The 15,583-nt window shown below is 71.7% G+C and carries 16 protein-coding genes; 6 read left to right on the forward strand and 10 right to left on the reverse strand.

Translation table 11 applies throughout. The features are described 5' to 3' along the window. Positions 1-591: 591 nt before the first annotated feature. Positions 592-3,120, forward strand: a complete 2,529-nt coding sequence (locus ACIA79_RS08790) for a hypothetical protein (protein ID WP_399427430.1) — start codon at positions 592-594, stop codon at positions 3,118-3,120. Positions 3,121-3,468: 348 nt separating this feature from the next. Here the strand turns inward: ACIA79_RS08790 and ACIA79_RS08795 are convergent, their stop codons facing one another. From ACIA79_RS08795 to ACIA79_RS08810, 4 genes are all read right to left on the reverse strand, one after another. Then, positions 3,469-4,572: an aliphatic sulfonate ABC transporter substrate-binding protein gene (locus ACIA79_RS08795; protein ID WP_399427431.1), complete on the reverse strand. Its 1,104-nt coding sequence runs from the start codon at positions 4,570-4,572 to the stop codon at positions 3,469-3,471. Positions 4,573-4,867: 295 nt separating this feature from the next. Then, entirely contained in the window at positions 4,868-5,020 is a 153-nt protein-coding gene (locus ACIA79_RS08800; RefSeq protein WP_399427432.1) for a putative leader peptide, read from the reverse strand. 86 nt (positions 5,021-5,106) lie between these two features. Continuing rightward, a complete protein-coding gene (locus tag ACIA79_RS08805) occupies positions 5,107-6,318 on the reverse strand; it encodes an acyl-CoA dehydrogenase (protein ID WP_399427433.1) in 1,212 nt (403 codons plus the stop codon). A 259-nt stretch (positions 6,319-6,577) separates the two neighbouring features. Continuing rightward, complete coding sequence (locus ACIA79_RS08810) at positions 6,578-7,036, reverse strand: RrF2 family transcriptional regulator (RefSeq protein WP_399427434.1); 459 nt, start codon at positions 7,034-7,036, stop codon at positions 6,578-6,580. Positions 7,037-7,205: 169 nt separating this feature from the next. On the opposite strand from ACIA79_RS08810, the gene ACIA79_RS08815 reads away from it, so the two are divergent. From ACIA79_RS08815 to ACIA79_RS08825, 3 genes are all read left to right on the forward strand, one after another. Further along, positions 7,206-7,289: a putative leader peptide gene (locus ACIA79_RS08815; protein ID WP_399427501.1), complete on the forward strand. Its 84-nt coding sequence runs from the start codon at positions 7,206-7,208 to the stop codon at positions 7,287-7,289. A 234-nt stretch (positions 7,290-7,523) separates the two neighbouring features. Next, positions 7,524-8,099: a winged helix-turn-helix domain-containing protein gene (locus ACIA79_RS08820; RefSeq protein ID WP_399427435.1), complete on the forward strand. Its 576-nt coding sequence runs from the start codon at positions 7,524-7,526 to the stop codon at positions 8,097-8,099. 109 nt (positions 8,100-8,208) lie between these two features. Beyond that, on the forward strand, positions 8,209-9,126 hold the full coding sequence (locus tag ACIA79_RS08825; RefSeq protein WP_399427502.1) for an aminoglycoside phosphotransferase family protein: 918 nt from the start codon (positions 8,209-8,211) through the stop codon (positions 9,124-9,126). A gap of 73 nt (positions 9,127-9,199) precedes the next feature. On the opposite strand, the gene ACIA79_RS08830 is transcribed toward ACIA79_RS08825, so the two are convergent. The 6 genes from ACIA79_RS08830 to ACIA79_RS08855 form a co-directional block, all read right to left on the reverse strand. Further along, entirely contained in the window at positions 9,200-9,415 is a 216-nt protein-coding gene (locus ACIA79_RS08830; protein WP_399427436.1) for a ferredoxin, read from the reverse strand. A 4-nt stretch (positions 9,416-9,419) separates the two neighbouring features. Beyond that, positions 9,420-10,652 (reverse strand): cytochrome P450, encoded by a 1,233-nt coding sequence (locus ACIA79_RS08835; protein ID WP_399427437.1) that lies wholly within the window; start codon positions 10,650-10,652, stop codon positions 9,420-9,422. A gap of 92 nt (positions 10,653-10,744) precedes the next feature. Continuing rightward, positions 10,745-11,536 (reverse strand): ABC transporter permease, encoded by a 792-nt coding sequence (locus ACIA79_RS08840; protein ID WP_399427438.1) that lies wholly within the window; start codon positions 11,534-11,536, stop codon positions 10,745-10,747. Further along, the gene (locus tag ACIA79_RS08845; protein ID WP_399427439.1) at positions 11,533-12,522 is read right to left on the reverse strand and encodes an ATP-binding cassette domain-containing protein; all 990 of its coding nucleotides are present in this window, start codon (positions 12,520-12,522) and stop codon (positions 11,533-11,535) included. Before ACIA79_RS08845 ends, ACIA79_RS08840 begins: the two co-directional genes overlap by 4 nt. A 26-nt stretch (positions 12,523-12,548) precedes the next feature. Continuing rightward, a complete protein-coding gene (locus ACIA79_RS08850; RefSeq protein WP_399427440.1) occupies positions 12,549-13,385 on the reverse strand; it encodes a DUF4097 family beta strand repeat-containing protein in 837 nt (278 codons plus the stop codon). 73 nt (positions 13,386-13,458) lie between these two features. Beyond that, positions 13,459-13,998, reverse strand: coding sequence for a hypothetical protein (locus ACIA79_RS08855; RefSeq protein WP_399427441.1), 540 nt, complete (start codon positions 13,996-13,998; stop codon positions 13,459-13,461). Between the two features lie 300 nt (positions 13,999-14,298). Here ACIA79_RS08855 and ACIA79_RS08860 point away from each other — a divergent pair, with 300 nt between their 5' ends. Beyond that, positions 14,299-14,778 carry a hypothetical protein gene (locus tag ACIA79_RS08860; RefSeq protein ID WP_399427443.1) on the forward strand — a complete coding sequence of 160 codons (480 nt, stop codon included), beginning with the start codon at positions 14,299-14,301 and terminating at the stop codon, positions 14,776-14,778. Next, complete coding sequence (locus tag ACIA79_RS08865; protein ID WP_399427444.1) at positions 14,742-15,500, forward strand: alpha/beta hydrolase family protein; 759 nt, start codon at positions 14,742-14,744, stop codon at positions 15,498-15,500. The genes ACIA79_RS08860 and ACIA79_RS08865 overlap by 37 nt, the downstream gene beginning before the upstream one ends. Positions 15,501-15,583 lie beyond the last annotated feature (83 nt).

Genomic DNA, 15,583 nt, shown 5'->3' on the forward strand with positions numbered 1-15,583 from the left:
ACCAGTCCCCGAGCCCCGTAATGCTTCTTGATCCACGTCAGGGTGCGTTACAGGCCGCAAGTCGGCGGCGTGGACGGAGCGCCTGCCGATGGCGGTCGGGTGGGTTCGCCCTTGTGGACACAGTGGCGGCCTGGTCGTAGAGGCTTCGAGGCCGGTCAGCGCGAGGCAAACGATCCTGAGTCGCGTCCGCATTGCTGCCTGTACCGCACATCGCTATGAGAGCGGATGGTTTCGGGAGATCGTTCCCTGGATTGGGTGAACATTTCGGCCGTTGCCTACAGCCCACGGTGAGCCATTGGCAGAGTCGGTGCCGCACGTCGGTGGTTCATCACCATCGCTTGCCTCATGCCGCCGTCGGCGGAGCAGGAAACCAGATGCGAGATCCCAGATACCCGCAGTGTGGGTGTTGTTCGGTGTGATCACTCTGCGGGCGTCGGCCGTTGGACCGTACGTGGCGGGACGGGCCGGGCTCTTTGGAACCACCGGTCCGGATTCCCGCTGGCGCGAGGTCCAGTCCTCGGGCGCGTGTCACGCTCCCGATGACGGGGGTGTGCCTTGGAGCCCGGAGCAGCCGGGAGAAGGACGAACCTCATGGCCAGCAAGCGACCTGCAGGGGTCTACCCGTACATCGGCACCACGACGTACGCCGAGCGTCTGGCGGACGCCGTCGAAAATACCTGCGAGATGCAGGGGCTTTTCCCCCCGCCTCGTGCGGCGATCATTGAGGGCCTCGCCACCGCCCTCGGCGATACCGAGATCAAGAAGCTCGTAATGACCTCGCGGGGCAAGCGGATCCTCAACCCCACGGCGTCGCGGGTGGTGCAATCGGGAACGGAGCAGGTCCTTCTGCTCAACTGCGACGTCCATGGCGCCGCGGTCGCTCCTTGGGACCTCAACGATCGCACCGTCAGCTCTTGGTCGCCGCCCAGCCCCGAGGCCAGGCAGCGCGTCGCCGACCTGATCGCCGCAGAGATGGCGTTGGATACCGCCGAGAAGGCGAGGAAGATCGCCGACAAGGAACGCGAGACCCGCCGGCGCGCGCCCAGTGGCGATCCGCACTACGCCACGGCGCTCGCCGCTGCAGAGGTGAAGCTTGCGGAGGCCACCCGGCAGATGCGAGAGGCCGAGCGGAGGCGCACGGCCTTGCTCTCCGGGCTCGGCAACCGTCGGCCCCGCCCGGTCGTGCGGGCCGCCGAGGAAACCGGCCAGCCTATGGCAGCGCTCACCGTTGCGGAGCAGTCGTACCAGGAGGCCGTTCACATCCAGCGTTACGCTGCGGAGCAGCTGCGACGCTCCGGAAAGACCCGCGGCTACGACCTCGCGGAGTCCCTCGTCGCCGCAGGCCAGCTCTCGCGCGGCATGAGTGTGCTCCAGCAGTGGCAGATTCGGAACGACGACGGCAGCCTCTCCCAGATCTGGCGGATGGTGGCCGTGACCGCCAACAACCGTGCTTTGGCCCGCCTCGATGTCTTCGACGTCCGTCCGGAGCACATGATCGCCGGCATGCCGCAGCCTCTCGTGGCCTTGTCCCACGAGGCCAAGGACCCCGGCTTGCTGTTTCTGAACCAGCGGGAGGTTCTCAACCGGATCTCGCAGCGCCTCAACGAGGCCGATGCCCTCGAGGAGACGGATCCTGACCACCCGGCCCGTCGAGCCGCGAAGATCGCCACGGTGCCGATGGAGATCGTTGTGGGCTGCAGCAAGCCAGCCGCCCTGGAGCACGTGCTGAGGGGACTGAACGTCAATGACCACTTGCGGGGAATCCAGCCCTACGACGAGGACGCTCGACTCATCGCCCTGTTCGCTACCCTCGTCGACGCCTACGCGGTGGAGGGCAGGCTCGCCGACCTGCTTGCCGACACGTTCCCGACTGCCCAGGGCATTGACCTCCTCGATCTGGACGGTGTGCGCAACGCCCTGACCGCGAACGGCCCGCTCGACCCGCTGGCAGCCCTCCTCCCGGTGGACGAGAAGGTCTCACCGGTCACACTGAGGGACGCCGCGATCCGAGCCATCACCGCGCTCGTGTTCCCGGAGGTACCACCAGCCGTCGCGCACACGGGCAGGCGGAAGGTTCGCGACACCGGAGTGTTCTGGCCGATCGTTCGGGCGAGTCTGCAGGAGCCGGCGATCAGCCAGACGAAGGCTGCCACCGCAGAGGCCCGTACCCGGTTGTGGTCGGCGGCAGTTGCCCAGCTGTTTCTACACCGGGCCAACATCCTCGCGGCATTGGGCCTGTTCACTGTGACGGATGCCAAGGAGGGCTCCAGGCAGGACCCGCGACCGCTCAAGGAATTGCTCCTTGGCGCAGAGGCCGGTGACCCCACAGCGTGGGCAGCGCTGGTGCGGCGGATGGCGCCTGCGCTGATCCACGCTCCTGAACCCCTTGTCACTCCTGGCCAGGGCAGCGAGGCGGGAGCGGGCCGCAAGGGCGTGCGCCGCACTCCGGCCAATGCCCTCGCGGCGCTTACCGTGGCCTATAGCGAAGCGCCGTCCATCGTCAGCAGGCCCCTCCTGCTCGCGTTCGCTCGGTCCGTGCTGGAGCACCCGGACGCAACGGTGCCGCCGCAGGCCCCCGACGGCAGTCAGCCGGTCTGCTACGGCGAGCTGCAGCTCGGAGAGGAATCGCGAAGCCCGATCGTCCCGGGGATGATTCTCATCCCGGACACCGACGGTGAGCCCACTCACCTGGTCGCCGACAAGGCATGGTTCGACACACTGTTCCCTCCGGACCTCGCTCGTACCACGGTGGGCGGCTCTGGGGCGAGTGGCACAGCCAGTGGGTCCGCCGGCTCGGACACTGGTGACACGGCTGGCGACACGACCACCGCCAACGGGCAGGCTTCGTCCGACCCCAGGGACCGGCTCCACGCGATCCGCCAGGGGACGCCCGCGCGGATCGAACTCGCCGAAGGCAGCTACCAGCGGGCCGGCGATGCCGCCAGGAACCTCAAGGCCGACTTCCAGGAAGCGATCGAGCTGCGGACCCTTCTGGGAGAGGATCCGCTGCCGGCCGAAGAGCGGATTCAGTGGATGGAGCGACTGGCAGCGTTGCGGGAGGCAGCGCAGAACAGCGCCACGGAACTGGTGGAGGTGGAGGCCCTGATCCTGAAGGTGTAGAAGCGGAGTCTCCGGCTGGCGCCGCGGCCTCGATGACCGGCGCCGGGATCGGTTCTTCTTCCTGAGTAGACCGGTTAGGACAAGGAAGGATGTGCTTGAAGGCACGCCCGTCCGCTTGGGGCAGGTCGCCCAGCGAGATACCGTCCCGCCCGCGCCGATCTCGGCCGGACGTACGCGTGCCGAGGGCGGCGGCCCGGGAGGCGGTCGAACCGCGCAGGTGAAGGGCCGTTTCAGAGCGATCTGAAACGGCCCTTCGGCAGGTGCGGGGACCCGTGTGCCGGGCCGGCCGCCCGGAGCACGGGCAGGCGGCCCGGCGTCCCGGCCGGGCAGCGTGGACGTGCCGCGGGCCTACCGCGCGCCGAGGCCGGCGTCGGAGGCCTCCGGCTTGCCCGCGGCCTTGAGCACCTTGTTGAGCAGCGTGAGGTCGTAGATGCCGCTCAGCTCGGGTTCCTTCAGCAGTCCGGCGTCCACCGCGTGGCCCGCCTGGGTCCGGAGGGTGGCGGCGAGCGGGTCGTCGGTGAGGGTGATGGACGGCCAGGCCGCGTCGATCACCTCGGCCGACAGCGGCTTGCCGGTCTCCTTCTTCAGCGCCGCGTTCACCGATTCCTTGGCTTTGTCCGGGTGGGCGGTGATCCACGCGTTGGTCTTCACCGTGCCGCGCAGCACGGCCTCGACGACGTCCGGGTGCTCCTCGAGGAACGCCTGCCGCACGATGATGTTGGTGATCACGAACTTCTTCCCGGGCCACAGGTCGGTCTCGTCGAGCAGGACCTTCGCGCCCTCGCTGACGAGCTTCGACGCGGTCGGCTCCGGCACCCACGCGCCGTCGATGGAACCGGACTTGTAGGCGTCCGGGGTCACCTTGTTGTCCGTGCGGAGCACCGAGACGTCGCCCTTGCCGCTCTGCGGGTCGACCTTCCAGCCCTTCTCGGAGACCCAGTGCAGGAAGGCGACGTCCTGCGTGTTGCCCAGCTGCGGGGTGGCGATCCGCTTGCCCTTGACGTCGTCCAGAGACTTGATCTTCGCCGGGTCGACGACCAGCTTGACCCCGCCCGAGGCGGAACCGGAGATGATCCTCAGGTTCTTGCCCTTGGACTTGGTGTAGCCGTTGATGGCGGGGGAGGGGCCGATGAAGCCGATGTCGATCGAGCCGGCGTTCAGCGCCTCGATCTCGGACGGCCCGGCGTTGAAGGTCGAGGGCTTGATCGTGGTGCCGCCGAGCTCCTTCTGTATCAGTCCCTCCTGCACGCCCACGAGAGCGGTGGCGTGGGTGAGGTTGGGGAAGTAGCCGATCCGCACCTCCCCGGCGGAGAGCTTCTCGGCGCCGGCCGCGACCTTGGGCTGCTCGTCCTCGGTCGCCTGCGAGCCGTAGCCGCAGGCGGTGAGCAGGAAGGGGAGCGCCGCTGTGGCGGCGATGGCGCGCAGGGTGGTGAGCGGTCTTGCGGCAGACACGGAGGTGTCCTTTCACGAAGGGGTTTCGGGGAGGTGCGGAGGTCCGCGACGCGCAGCCCACGGCAACCACCCCACGGACATAGGCGCGGACCGTGGTGCGGGTGGTGAGTGCCTGACACGCCGGGGATATGCCGGATCGCCGTGCGCCGCTGGGCGCCGTGCGTGGCCGGCCGCCGTGCATCGCCGGGCCCTCGCGTGGGCGGGCCCCGCACGCAGCGGTCGACGCGTGCTCAGGCCCGGATGTGTACGGCCATGGCGGTGTTCCGAAGGACACGGAACCTGCCGAACGGCCGTCTCAGAGAGACCGACAGATGGCGCTGGAGGTGCGGCCGAGGTCGATGTGCCGACGCGAGGTGAGAAGGGGGAGCGGGTCGCCCGCGTGCTTCGGCATGTGCACAGCCACCACCCGCCCCGGAATCCATAGTTTTCCCACCTGGTTGGTAGGCATAGTGGCAGAGGCCGGTTTCCGCCCCAAGAGGTTGTTCGCATGATGGACGCCCTCATCTTGCGTTCCGAGACGCCGCAGGTCAGGCGTCAGAGATCCACCCTCGCCACCGCCCGGCGGCGGTCGTTGAGGTAGTGGTCGCCGATGACGCGCAGGCGGTGGGTGGCCGAATGGTGGGCCGTCAGGGTGCGGGCGTTGCGCCAGAAGCGGTCCAGGCCCGGGGCGTCCGCCAGCTCCAGGACCCGGGTGGTGACATGCAGGGCCGCCGTCGTCGTGACGGTCTCGGCCAGGGCGACCAGGGCGTCGACGGCTGCGGGTTCCTCCGGGTCGAGCTCCGCCTCGGGGTTCAGGGCGCGCGCCATCGCATGCGTCGCCCTCTCGACCACGGCGGCGGCGGTCTGGGCGGCGGAGGCGAGCTCGCCGTACGCGAGGAGGAGGTCGGGGTCGTCGCCGGGCGGTCCGGGGACCCGGGCGTTCCTGCTGAGGTCGCGGGCCTCGATGAGAGCGCCCTCGGTGATGCCCAGGCCGACGTGGCACAGGGCGAGACGGAGCGCGGGCCCGGCGAGCGCGGTGAGGGGTGCGGTCGACTCCTCGTCCTGCGGCCGGTGCCCCACGATCTGCCGGGGATCCACCACGACGCCGTCCATGACGAGCGCGCCCGCGCCCGCGACGCGCTGGCCGAGCCGGTCGTGGGCCGGTTCGGCGATCACTCCCGGGTCGCCGGCCCGGACGCGCACGACGAGCACGTCTCCCGTCACGGCGGACACGGCGTCCACCAGGAACTGGTCGGCGACGGTCACCGCGGTGGCCACGGGGCGGCGCCCGTTCAGCACGTGGCCCGAGGCGAGCGGCGTCAGGGTGAGGTCCGGTCCGCCGGTGTCGGGTGCCGCGCCCGGAGCGCGGACCGTCCCGGCCCACAGCCACTGCTCGCGCACCGCCTCCTCTTCGAGGGCCGACGCATGAGGGTGCCCTGCGTAGAGGCGGACGTTCCAGGCGTGCGCGTAGTGGCGGGCGAGGATTTCGCCGAGGGAGCTGTCCGCCGTGGCGACCTCCCGTATGACGGCGCACCCGGTGCGCCAGTCCGCCCCGCCGCCCGGCAGGGGCGGGCTGAGGGCCGCCGGCAGGCCGGCCTCGCGCAGTCGGGCCGTCTCGTCGACGGGCGGTTTGCCCGCCTGGTCGCGGACGATCGCGTCCGTGGCGAGGTCGTCCGCGACGTCGCGGGCGGTGCGCAGCAGCACCCGCCGCTGCTCGTCGGCGGACGGCTCGACGGCCGCGGCCGGTGTCGTCGGCGTGGCGCTCACCGGCAGGCCGAGGTGCGGGTACGGGGCCCGGGCGCCGGGCGGACGGCGGCGCCGTGGCGGTGGGGGGCGGTGGTCATGTGAACGGCTCCCGCGGTGTCTTGTCGGAGTGTCAGGACGGGGACGGCTTTTCCTAGTTTTCCCATCGAGTTGATAGGGATCCTGGGCGGAAGGGGTTCGCCTGACAAGAGGGTGACCGAAGGGTGGACGGGTTCGTCTCAGGCTGCGGAGACGAGGGCGAGAGGGAGTCCCGCGTCGCGCTTCAGGGATTGGTCCAGGCGGCCGGATCCTGCGCCAGGGCGTGCACGAAGTCGGGCAGCTCGCCCGACGCGATGTCCGCCAGCGAGACGCCTTCCAGGATCTCCCGGACGTTCGCGCGCAGGGCGACCCACAGCGGCAGCAGCGATGTCGCGGGGCCGTTGTACGAGAGCTCCGGCGGGCGCACACCGCGCACGGAGACCAGCGGGCCCTCGACCGCCCGCACCACATCGGCGACGGAGATGTCCTCCGCGGCCCGGGCCAGCCGGTACCCGCCGTTGGCGCCGCGCTGGCTGACCACCAGGCCGCCGCGGCGCATGTCGTTGAGGATGCCTTCGAGGAACTTGTGCGGGATCTCCTGCGCCTCGGCGATGGCCTCCGCCTTCATGGAGCCGGCTTCGGCGGCGCCGGCGAGGAGGAGGGCGGCCCGTACCGCGTAGTCCGCCCTGGCTGAGATGCGCATGCGGGCATTATCCCGCACATCCCGTGGCTGATCACGGCGGGCCGGGCAGGGGGCGACCTGCGCGGACCGGGCCGGGCGGGGCCGCTCGGACCGGGCGCCGGGAAGTAATTCCTATGCAATCAGTAGAGAAGCATTGACCTGGGCTCGGGATGCGCCCCAGGATGTCTGCATGTCCCCGTCGCAGCCGTTGCTCGTACGCCGCAGGCACGTCGATCTCCTCCGTGTCGCCGGCGCCGCCTGCCGACCCGTCTAGGGCTTCCCCCCCGGGACATCTCTCTTCCGACGCACGGCGGCATTGCGGCCGCCGGTCTTCCTCGCGTCCCCCCTCCCTCTCCGCGACCCGCTCAGGCACTGCGGGGCCGTACGGGGCAGCCCGGCGTGCGACGACGCCGTCCGGGCGGATCCGTCACCAGTACGCCATGCCCCGCCACAGCCGCCGAGTGGGCCTGTGCACCGCAACCCTCCGACCCAGCCGAAGGGGCCCATCGTGACCACCGCACTCCCCGCATCCGCCATCCGCCGCTCGCCCGCCCCGCGCCTCCGGCTCGTGGGGGATCGCCCGCCCGGCGCCACCGGCGCCACCGGTGCCGCCGTCCCCGCCGAAGGCGGAGACGGCCGGGTCGGGTATCTGATGTTCCTGCCGGCGGACACCGACCCCGTCGCGCTGCTGGCCGCGCACGGTGTACACCCGGAGATCCACCCGCTCGCCCCCCGCCGCACGACACCGCCGGCCCCCGGGCCGGAACCGGCGGCCGGCCCCGACCCGGTGCACGCCGACGGACTCCGTCTCGACCGGGCCGGGCGGCGGATCGAGGCCGACGGGGCGGAACTGGACCTCACCTACCTGGAATTCGGGTTGCTCGCCCATCTCCTGACCCACCCCCACACGGTCCACACGCGGGAAGCCCTGATCTCCGACATCTGGGGCTACGGGCACATCGGAGACGGCCGCACCGTCGACGTCCACGTCGCCCGGCTACGGCGCAAGCTCGGACCCGCCTACCGGGATCGCATCGTCACGGTGCGCCGGGTCGGCTACAAGTACGTGCCGGAAGCCGCATAGCACCCTTCCGGTGCCGGCGGCTGGTTGAGGTCGCTGACGGTACGGCCGTCCGCTGTGCTCGGGCAGGTTGCGGCGGCACACGATGTCCGTTGAAGGAAAAGACGTGAGCATGTTGGAAGCGGGCGAGGTCCCCCGGTCCCTGGCGGTGTCGTACGCCAGAGGCTCCGGCGAGGAAGGGAGGGCCTGGATCACCGGACTGCCGGCTCTCGCTGCGCAATTCCTGGACCGATGGGAGCTGGAACGGGACGGCGTGGCCCGGGCGGGGGAAGCCTCGCTGGTGCTGCCGGTGCTGCGTCGGCACGGCACTCGCGCGGTCCTCAGACTGCAGATGCCCAGAGAGGAGACCGCTGCCGCACTCATCGGGCTGCGGACCTGGAACGGCGAGGGGATGGTGCGGCTGCTCGATCACGATCCCGAAACCAGCACCATGCTCCTGGAACGGCTGGACCCCGCCCGCACGCTGGCCTCGATCGAGGACGACGACGTTGCGATGGGCATCCTCGCCGAGCTGCAGGCCCGGCTGGTCCGTGTCCCCGCGCCGCCGGGACTGCGCAGCCTCGGCGACATCGCCACCGAGATGCTGGAGCAGGTTCACGAGGCGGTCGCGGCTCTCGCCGACCCGGCAGACCGGCAACTCCTGCGCGGTTGGGCATCGGCGGTGAGCGAGCTGGTCGGCGAGCCCGGAGAGCGGATCCTGCACTGGGATCTGCACTACGACAACGTGCTCGCCGCGCAGCGTGAGCCGTGGCTCGCCATCGATCCCGAGCCGCTCGCCGGGGACCCCGGCTTCGATCTCTGGCCCGCCCTGGACAGCAGGTGGGACGACCTCGTCGCACAGGGCGGGGCGTTGCGCGTGGTGCGGCGCCGCTTCGACCTGCTCACCGAGGTCCTCGGCCTGGACCGCGCACGCGCGACCGGCTGGACGCTCGGGCGGCTGCTGCAGAACTCGCTGTGGGACATCGGTGACGGTGCGACCGCTCTCGCGTCGTCCTCCGTGGCGATCGGGGAGTCGCTGCTCAACCGGTGACATGTGTGCCCGCGGTGCTGTCGGCGGAGGCTGCGGACAGCACCGGGGAAGTGCCTGCGTCCGGGGGACGCGGCTACGAGGCGGCGGGCCGGCCCCGTTCCGTCACGGTGACGGCCGAGGCGGGGCACGCGCCGGCGGCCATGCGGACCGAGGCGTGCTGGCCCTGCGGCGGGCCGGCGTCCAGCAGGACGACCAGACCTTCCTGTTGGTCCTGGTCGAAGACCGCCGGGGCGGTCAGGGCGCACATGCCGGCGCCGAGGCAGCGGTCGCGGTCGACGCGGATCTCCACGGGATCAGCCCTCGTCCCAGGTGACCGGCAGCCGGTGCACGCCGTAGATGTTCATGTCGGTGCGCAGCGGGACCTCGTCGGCTGGTATGCCGAGGCGCAGCGCGGGGAACCGCTTCAGCAGCGCGGGCAGCGCCACCGTCAGTTCCACGCGGGCCAGTTGCTGGCCGAGGCACTGGTGGATGCCGTGTCCGAAGCCGAGGTGTCCCGTGGCCTTGCGGTGCAGGTCGAGGACGTCCGGGTCGGGGAACCTCTCGGGGTCGCGGTTGGCGGCCTCGAGCGAGAGGGTGATGCTCTCGCCGGCCGCGATCGTCCGGCCCTCCAGCTCGACGTCCTCCAGCGCCGTCTTCACGGTGGTGTGGGCGACCGTCAGGTAGCGCAGCAGCTCCTCCACGGCCTGCGGCGCGAGATCGGGATCCGTGCGCAGGGCCGCGGCCTGGGCCGGGTTGCTCAGCAGGGCGAACGTCCCGTGGGCGATCATGTTGGCGGTGGTGTCGAGCCCGGCCGCGAGCAGGAAGCCGCCGATCCCGACGAGTTCCTCGTCGGTCAGGTCGGAGTCCTGCGCCAGGTCACCGAGGAGGTCGTCGGAGGGTACGGCGCGCTTGGCGGCGACCAACTCGGCCATGTACTCCTGGAGTCCGACGAAGGCGGCGTACCGTTCCTCGGGCGCCGGATCCATGGCCATGAGCGTGTGGGCGTGGTGCTGGAAGCGCTCCCGGTCGGCGTACGGCACACCGAGGAGCTCGCAGATCATCAGCGCGGGGATCGGCCGGGCGAACGCCTCGACCAGGTCGGTGCCCGGCCCCCGGCGCTCCAGCTCGTCCAGGCGCTCGGCGGTGATCTCCTCCAGCCGCTCGGTGAGCAGGCGCATCCGGCGGACGGTGAATCTGCCCGCCAGGAGCCGCCGGAAGCGGGTGTGCTCGGGAGCGTCCATGCCGGTCATGTCCCCGACGGGCGCGGGCGGCAGGGGGCCCTCGGGCCCACCGGGGAAGGGGTAGTGCATCAGCTCGTACCGGGAGCTGAACCGCGGGTCGCCCAGGATCGAGCGGACCGCGGAGTATCCGGTGGCGAGCCAGCCGACGTGCCCGTCGGGGTAGGTCATCCGGGCCAGCGGCCGCTGCTCGCGCACCTCCGAGAGCCCGGCGGGCGGATCGAAGGGGCAGCCGGCGGCGCGCTGCCTGGGGATCGTGACGGGTTCGGCGGCTTCTGGCCGGGCCGACGGTTCGGGTGCGTGCTGCATGGTGTCCTCCGTGGAGAGCGACGTGCCGTGAAGGGTGCTGCGGTGCAGGGTGCTGCGGTGAACGGCGACGTGCGGTGGCCGAGGAAGGCGGCTCACCGCCGGGCGGTACGGCCGAAGGCCGACCGGGCCCAGAGGTAGCCGACGAGGGTCAGGCCGGCGCACCACGCGAGCGCGAGGTATCCGCTGGTGCCGATGCCGGTGCCCATGAGCAGGCCGCGCAGGGTCTCGATGACCGGGGTGAAGGGCTGGTACTCCGCGAACCAGCGCAGTCCCGTCGGCATGGAGTCGGTCGGGACGATGGCGCTGCCGAGGAAGGGCAGGAAGGTCAGGGGCAGCGGTGTGTTGCTGGCCGACTCCGGGGTCCTGGCCACCAGGCCCATACCGGCCGCCAGCCAGGTCAGGGCCAGGATGAGGAAGGTCAGCAGGCCGATCGCGGCGATCCACTCGACGAGGGAGGCGTCGGGGCGGAAGCCGATGGCGAGGGCGACGCCGATCACCAGGGCGACGCCGGCCAGGGTCTGGAGGAGGCTGCCGACGACGTGCCCGGTCAGGAACGCGGCGCGGGAGAGGGACATCGTACGGAACCGGTTGACGATGCCCTCCGTCATGTCGACGCAGACGCCGACCGCCGTCGCCACCGCCCCGGAGGTCGCGGCCATCAGGATGATGCCGGGCGCGACGTAGTCGATGTACGCGTCCCCACCGGCGGGGGCTCCGGAGATCCCTGCGCCGAGGGCGCCGCCGAAGGCGTAGGTGAACAGCAGCAGCATCATCACCGGCATGAGGACGACGGAGAACGTCATCGCGGGATAGCGCAGCGCGTGCTTGAGGTTGCGGCGCAGCATCGTGACCGAGTCGCTGACGGCGTAATGGAGGGTGCTCATCGGACCATCTCCGCGGTGGTGTCGGGCGTGCTGTGGCCGGTGAGGGTCAGGAAGACGTCGTCGAGGTCGGGTGTGTGCACGGTCAGCGACTCGGCGCGCACCCCCGCGCCGTCCAGGACGTCGAGGACGGCCCGCAGGGTCGGGATGCTGCCGTCGCTGGGGATGCGGAGCGTGAGCTCCTCGGGGTCGCGGGCGGCAGCGCCGAAGTAACGTGCGGCGGTGTCGAGTTCGGCGGCCGCCGCGAAGCGCAGCCGGATGTGGCCGCCGGGGATGAGGCGCTTGAGCTCGTCCGCGGTTCCCTCGGCGACCAGCCGGCCCTTGTCGAGGACGGCGATGCGGTCGGCGAGCTGGTCGGCTTCCTCCAGGTACTGCGTGGTCAGGAAGATGGTGACGCCGTGGTCGGCGACGAGCCCGCGGATGATCTCCCACATGGTGCGGCGGCTGCGGGGGTCGAGGCCGGTGGTCGGCTCGTCGAGGAAGATGATCCTCGGGTCGCCGACCAGGGTCATCGCCAGGTCGAGCTTGCGGCGCATGCCGCCGGAGAAGGTGGCAACCGGCTTGCGGGCGGCCTCGGAGAGTTCGAAGCGCTGCAGGAGGCCGACCGTGCGGCGGCGGCCCTCGCGCCGTGGCAGGTGCTGGAGGTCCGCCATGAGGAGCAGGTTCTCCTCGGCGGTGAGGAGGTTGTCGACGGCCGCGAACTGGCCGGTGACGCCGATCGCGGCGCGTACGCCGTCGGGCCGGCCGACGAGGTCGTGGCCGGCGACCTGGGCCTCCCCGGCGTCGGGCGCGATGAGCGTCGACAGGATTTCGACGGTGGTGGTCTTGCCGGCGCCGTTGGGGCCGAGGAGGGCGAAGACCGTGCCCTCGGGGATGTGCAGGTCGATGCCGTCGAGGACGACCTTGTCGCCGTACGACTTGCGCAGGCCCAGCGCGGAGATGGCGGGCGGCGCCGCGGCGCGGGCTTCGGCGGCGGATAACGCGGTCATGGGTTCAGGTCTTCCTTCCGGAGAGGTCAGGCGCGGCGGATGACGATGTCGCCGAGGCTGGTGCGGGCGTGGATCTCGACGGTCTCGTCGGAGGCGTCGGGGCCTTCGGCGGCGCCGAGCGCGTTGCGGAACGTGCCGAGCTTGGAGTTGACGTCCAGCCAGGCCGCGGTGGACTCGCGGATGCCGACCTCCACGTCACCGACGGCGGTGCGGAGGTCGATCACGCCGCGCGCCACCTGCTTCACGGTGATCGCGCCGTTGGCGGACTTGGCCTCGACCGAGCCGTGCGCGACGCCGACCGTGATGCGGCCGTTGGCGACGTTGGCGGTGAGGGCGCCGGTGATCTCGCCGATCACCGTCTCGCCGTTCCCGTTCTTGACGGTCGCCGCTCCCGTGATCTCGCCGGCGTCGACGCGCCCCGCTCCGTAGATCTCGGCATCGCCCACGGCCCGGTCGACGCGGATGTCGCCGTGGCCGGTCCGCAGGTTCACCGCGCAGGTCTCGTCGAGCCGGATGTCGCCGAGCGAGGTCTTGATGCGGCACTCGCCGAGCGGTCCTTCGGCGGTGTAGTCGCCGATGGAGGAGCTGCCCCGGACCTGCGATCCGGCGGGCAGCTCGACGGTCACGTCGATCGAGCCGTGCTTGCCGAACAGGCCCCGCTTCTTTGGCCCCTTGAGGGTGAGGGTGCCGTTGGCGTACGTGACCTTGGTCTGCTGTGCGGCCCGTACGTCGGCGTCGTCGGCGCCGTTGCTCGGCAGCACCTCGACGACCGTGTCCTGGCGCTTGCTCGCGCTGAGGCGCACGTTGCCGACCTCGAACTCGAGGACCGCGGTGATGGGTGCAGGGGTTGCGTAAGAAGGCATGGGTGTCCCGTCCTCGTGACTCTGGAATGTGTTTCCGCAAGTGGGGCGGATGTGCCGGGGGCGGGGGCTTGGGCTAGCGGACCCAGCCCTGGTAGCCCTGGCCGTTGCGCGGGGTGCGCGCGGCCGGCCGGGACGGTGCGCCGCCCGGCTCCAGGGCGGTGGCCACGGCCCGGACGAGCCAGGCGTTGACGGACAGGCCCTCCCGGGCGGCCGCTTCCTCGACGCGGGCCTTCAGCGGCGCCGGAAGCCGGAAGTTGATCCGGGCCGTACCCCCGTCATCGCTGTCCGCAAGGGATGGCGCCACGGGTGCCACCGGTGGCGCCATCCGTGCCGCCATGGTGGACGCCGCCGGGGCGGGGGTATCGGCGGCCGGCGGTGCCGTCACCACGAACTCGGGGTCGACACCCCGCAGGCGCACGTCCACCGAGCCCGGGGCCAGCTCGCGGGTGATCTCGTCCGAGGCGGCGGAGAGTGCGTTCAGGAGGGTCAGCCGGGCGGCCGACTCCAGCGGTGCGGTGAGCCGCTCGGCCAGGGCGCGGGCCTCGTCCCCGCCGGCGTTCGCGGCGACCGCGAGCTCATGGCGGAGGTGGTCGACGTAGGGGGTCAGGTCCATGCGAACCATGGTGGCACCATGATGGCGCCATGGCAAGTGATTGTGGCACCACGTGGCGCCACGGGGCGTCGAACGGGCGGATTGCGCGTCGGGGCAGGAGCACGCGCCGGCGCGGCAGGCTGGAGGGAGCAAGGACTCCTCGGAGAGCGGGTGTTCGTCCCCGCCGTGTGAGGGTCCCTCAGGGGCCCGCGTACACCTCCGGTGGGCCCCGCCGGGTGCTCAAGATCGATCTCTGGTCGTAGACGACCGAGACCCAGGGCCGACGTCGACGGCCCCCGCTGCCGCCTAGCGTCCTGAGGCATGAAGACGTTACGAACGCTGCGTCCGGCAGCCGTCGCCGCCCTCGCCCTCGCCCTCGCCGCCCCCGTGTCGGCCGCACACGCGCAGTCCCCCGCCGACCGCACCGTCCCGCTCGCCGCGCCCGTACGGGAGGCCGCGGCCGGTGTCGTGCTGCCGAGCCCCGGGGGACTCGCGCCCGTCGGCCGGTCCACGCTCCACCTCGTCGACCGGGCCCGCCAGGACCTGTGGGTGCCCGAGCGGCCGCGCGAGCTCATGGTCGACATGTACTACCCGGCCCGCGACGCCGGGCGCACCTTCGCCCCGTACGCCGACCCCCGCGAGGCGCGGCTGCTGCTGGAGGCCGCGGCGGGAAGGACCCCGCGGCCGCCGAGAAGCTGGGCGCCACCCGCACCCACAGCGTCACCGGGGCCCGGCCCGAGCGCGGCCGCCACCCGCTGGTCCTGTTGTCACCCGGCTTCGGGGCCCCGCGGTTCACCCTGACGACCCTCGCGGAGGAACTGGCGAGCAGGGGGTACGTCGTCGCCCTGGTCGACCACGCCAACGAGTCCTCCGGCACGGTCTTCCCCGGCGGCCGCGTGCTGACCTGTGTGGCGTGCGAGAAGGCCGAGACGCTGGAGGACATGCGCAAGGCCACCGTCAACCGCGCCCAGGACCTGTCGTTCGTCATCGACCGGCTGACCGGCCCGCGACCCGTGTGGAAGCACGCCGCGCTCATCGACCGCAAGAGGATCGGCGCGGCCGGCCACTCCCTGGGCGGCGCCGCCTCGGCCGCGGCCATGGCCCGGGACGGCCGCGTCCTGGCCGGCATCAACATGGACGGCACGTTCGGCGACCCCGTGCCCGAAGCCGGGCTCGGCAAGCGGCCGTTCATGATGCTCGGCACCGACGACGCGGTCCACCAGCCCGGAGGCGGGGACCCGACCTGGGACACGGCGTGGCGCAACCTGGACGGCTGGAAGCGCTGGCTGGGCGTGTCGGGCGCCCACCACTTCAGCTTCTCGGACGTGCCCGTCATCCTGGACCAGCTGAACATGCCGTACCCCGACAGCCAGCCGGCACTTCCCGCGGGGCGGGCCGTCGACGTGACGCGCGCGTACGTGACGGCCTTCTTCGACCTCCACCTGCGCGACCGGCCCCAGCCGCTCCTGGTCGGGCCGTCGCCGCAGAACCCGGAGGTGCGCTTCATCCAGCCCGCTCGGTGAGCCGCCGCCGGGCACACGGACCGTGCCCGGCAGACGGACCGCCGTCCGGTCGACCGGACCGCGCCCGGCACACGGACCGCGCA

It is taken from the genome of Streptomyces sp. NPDC051310 (assembly GCF_044455245.1).
Taxonomy (GTDB): Bacteria; Actinomycetota; Actinomycetes; order Streptomycetales; family Streptomycetaceae; genus Streptomyces.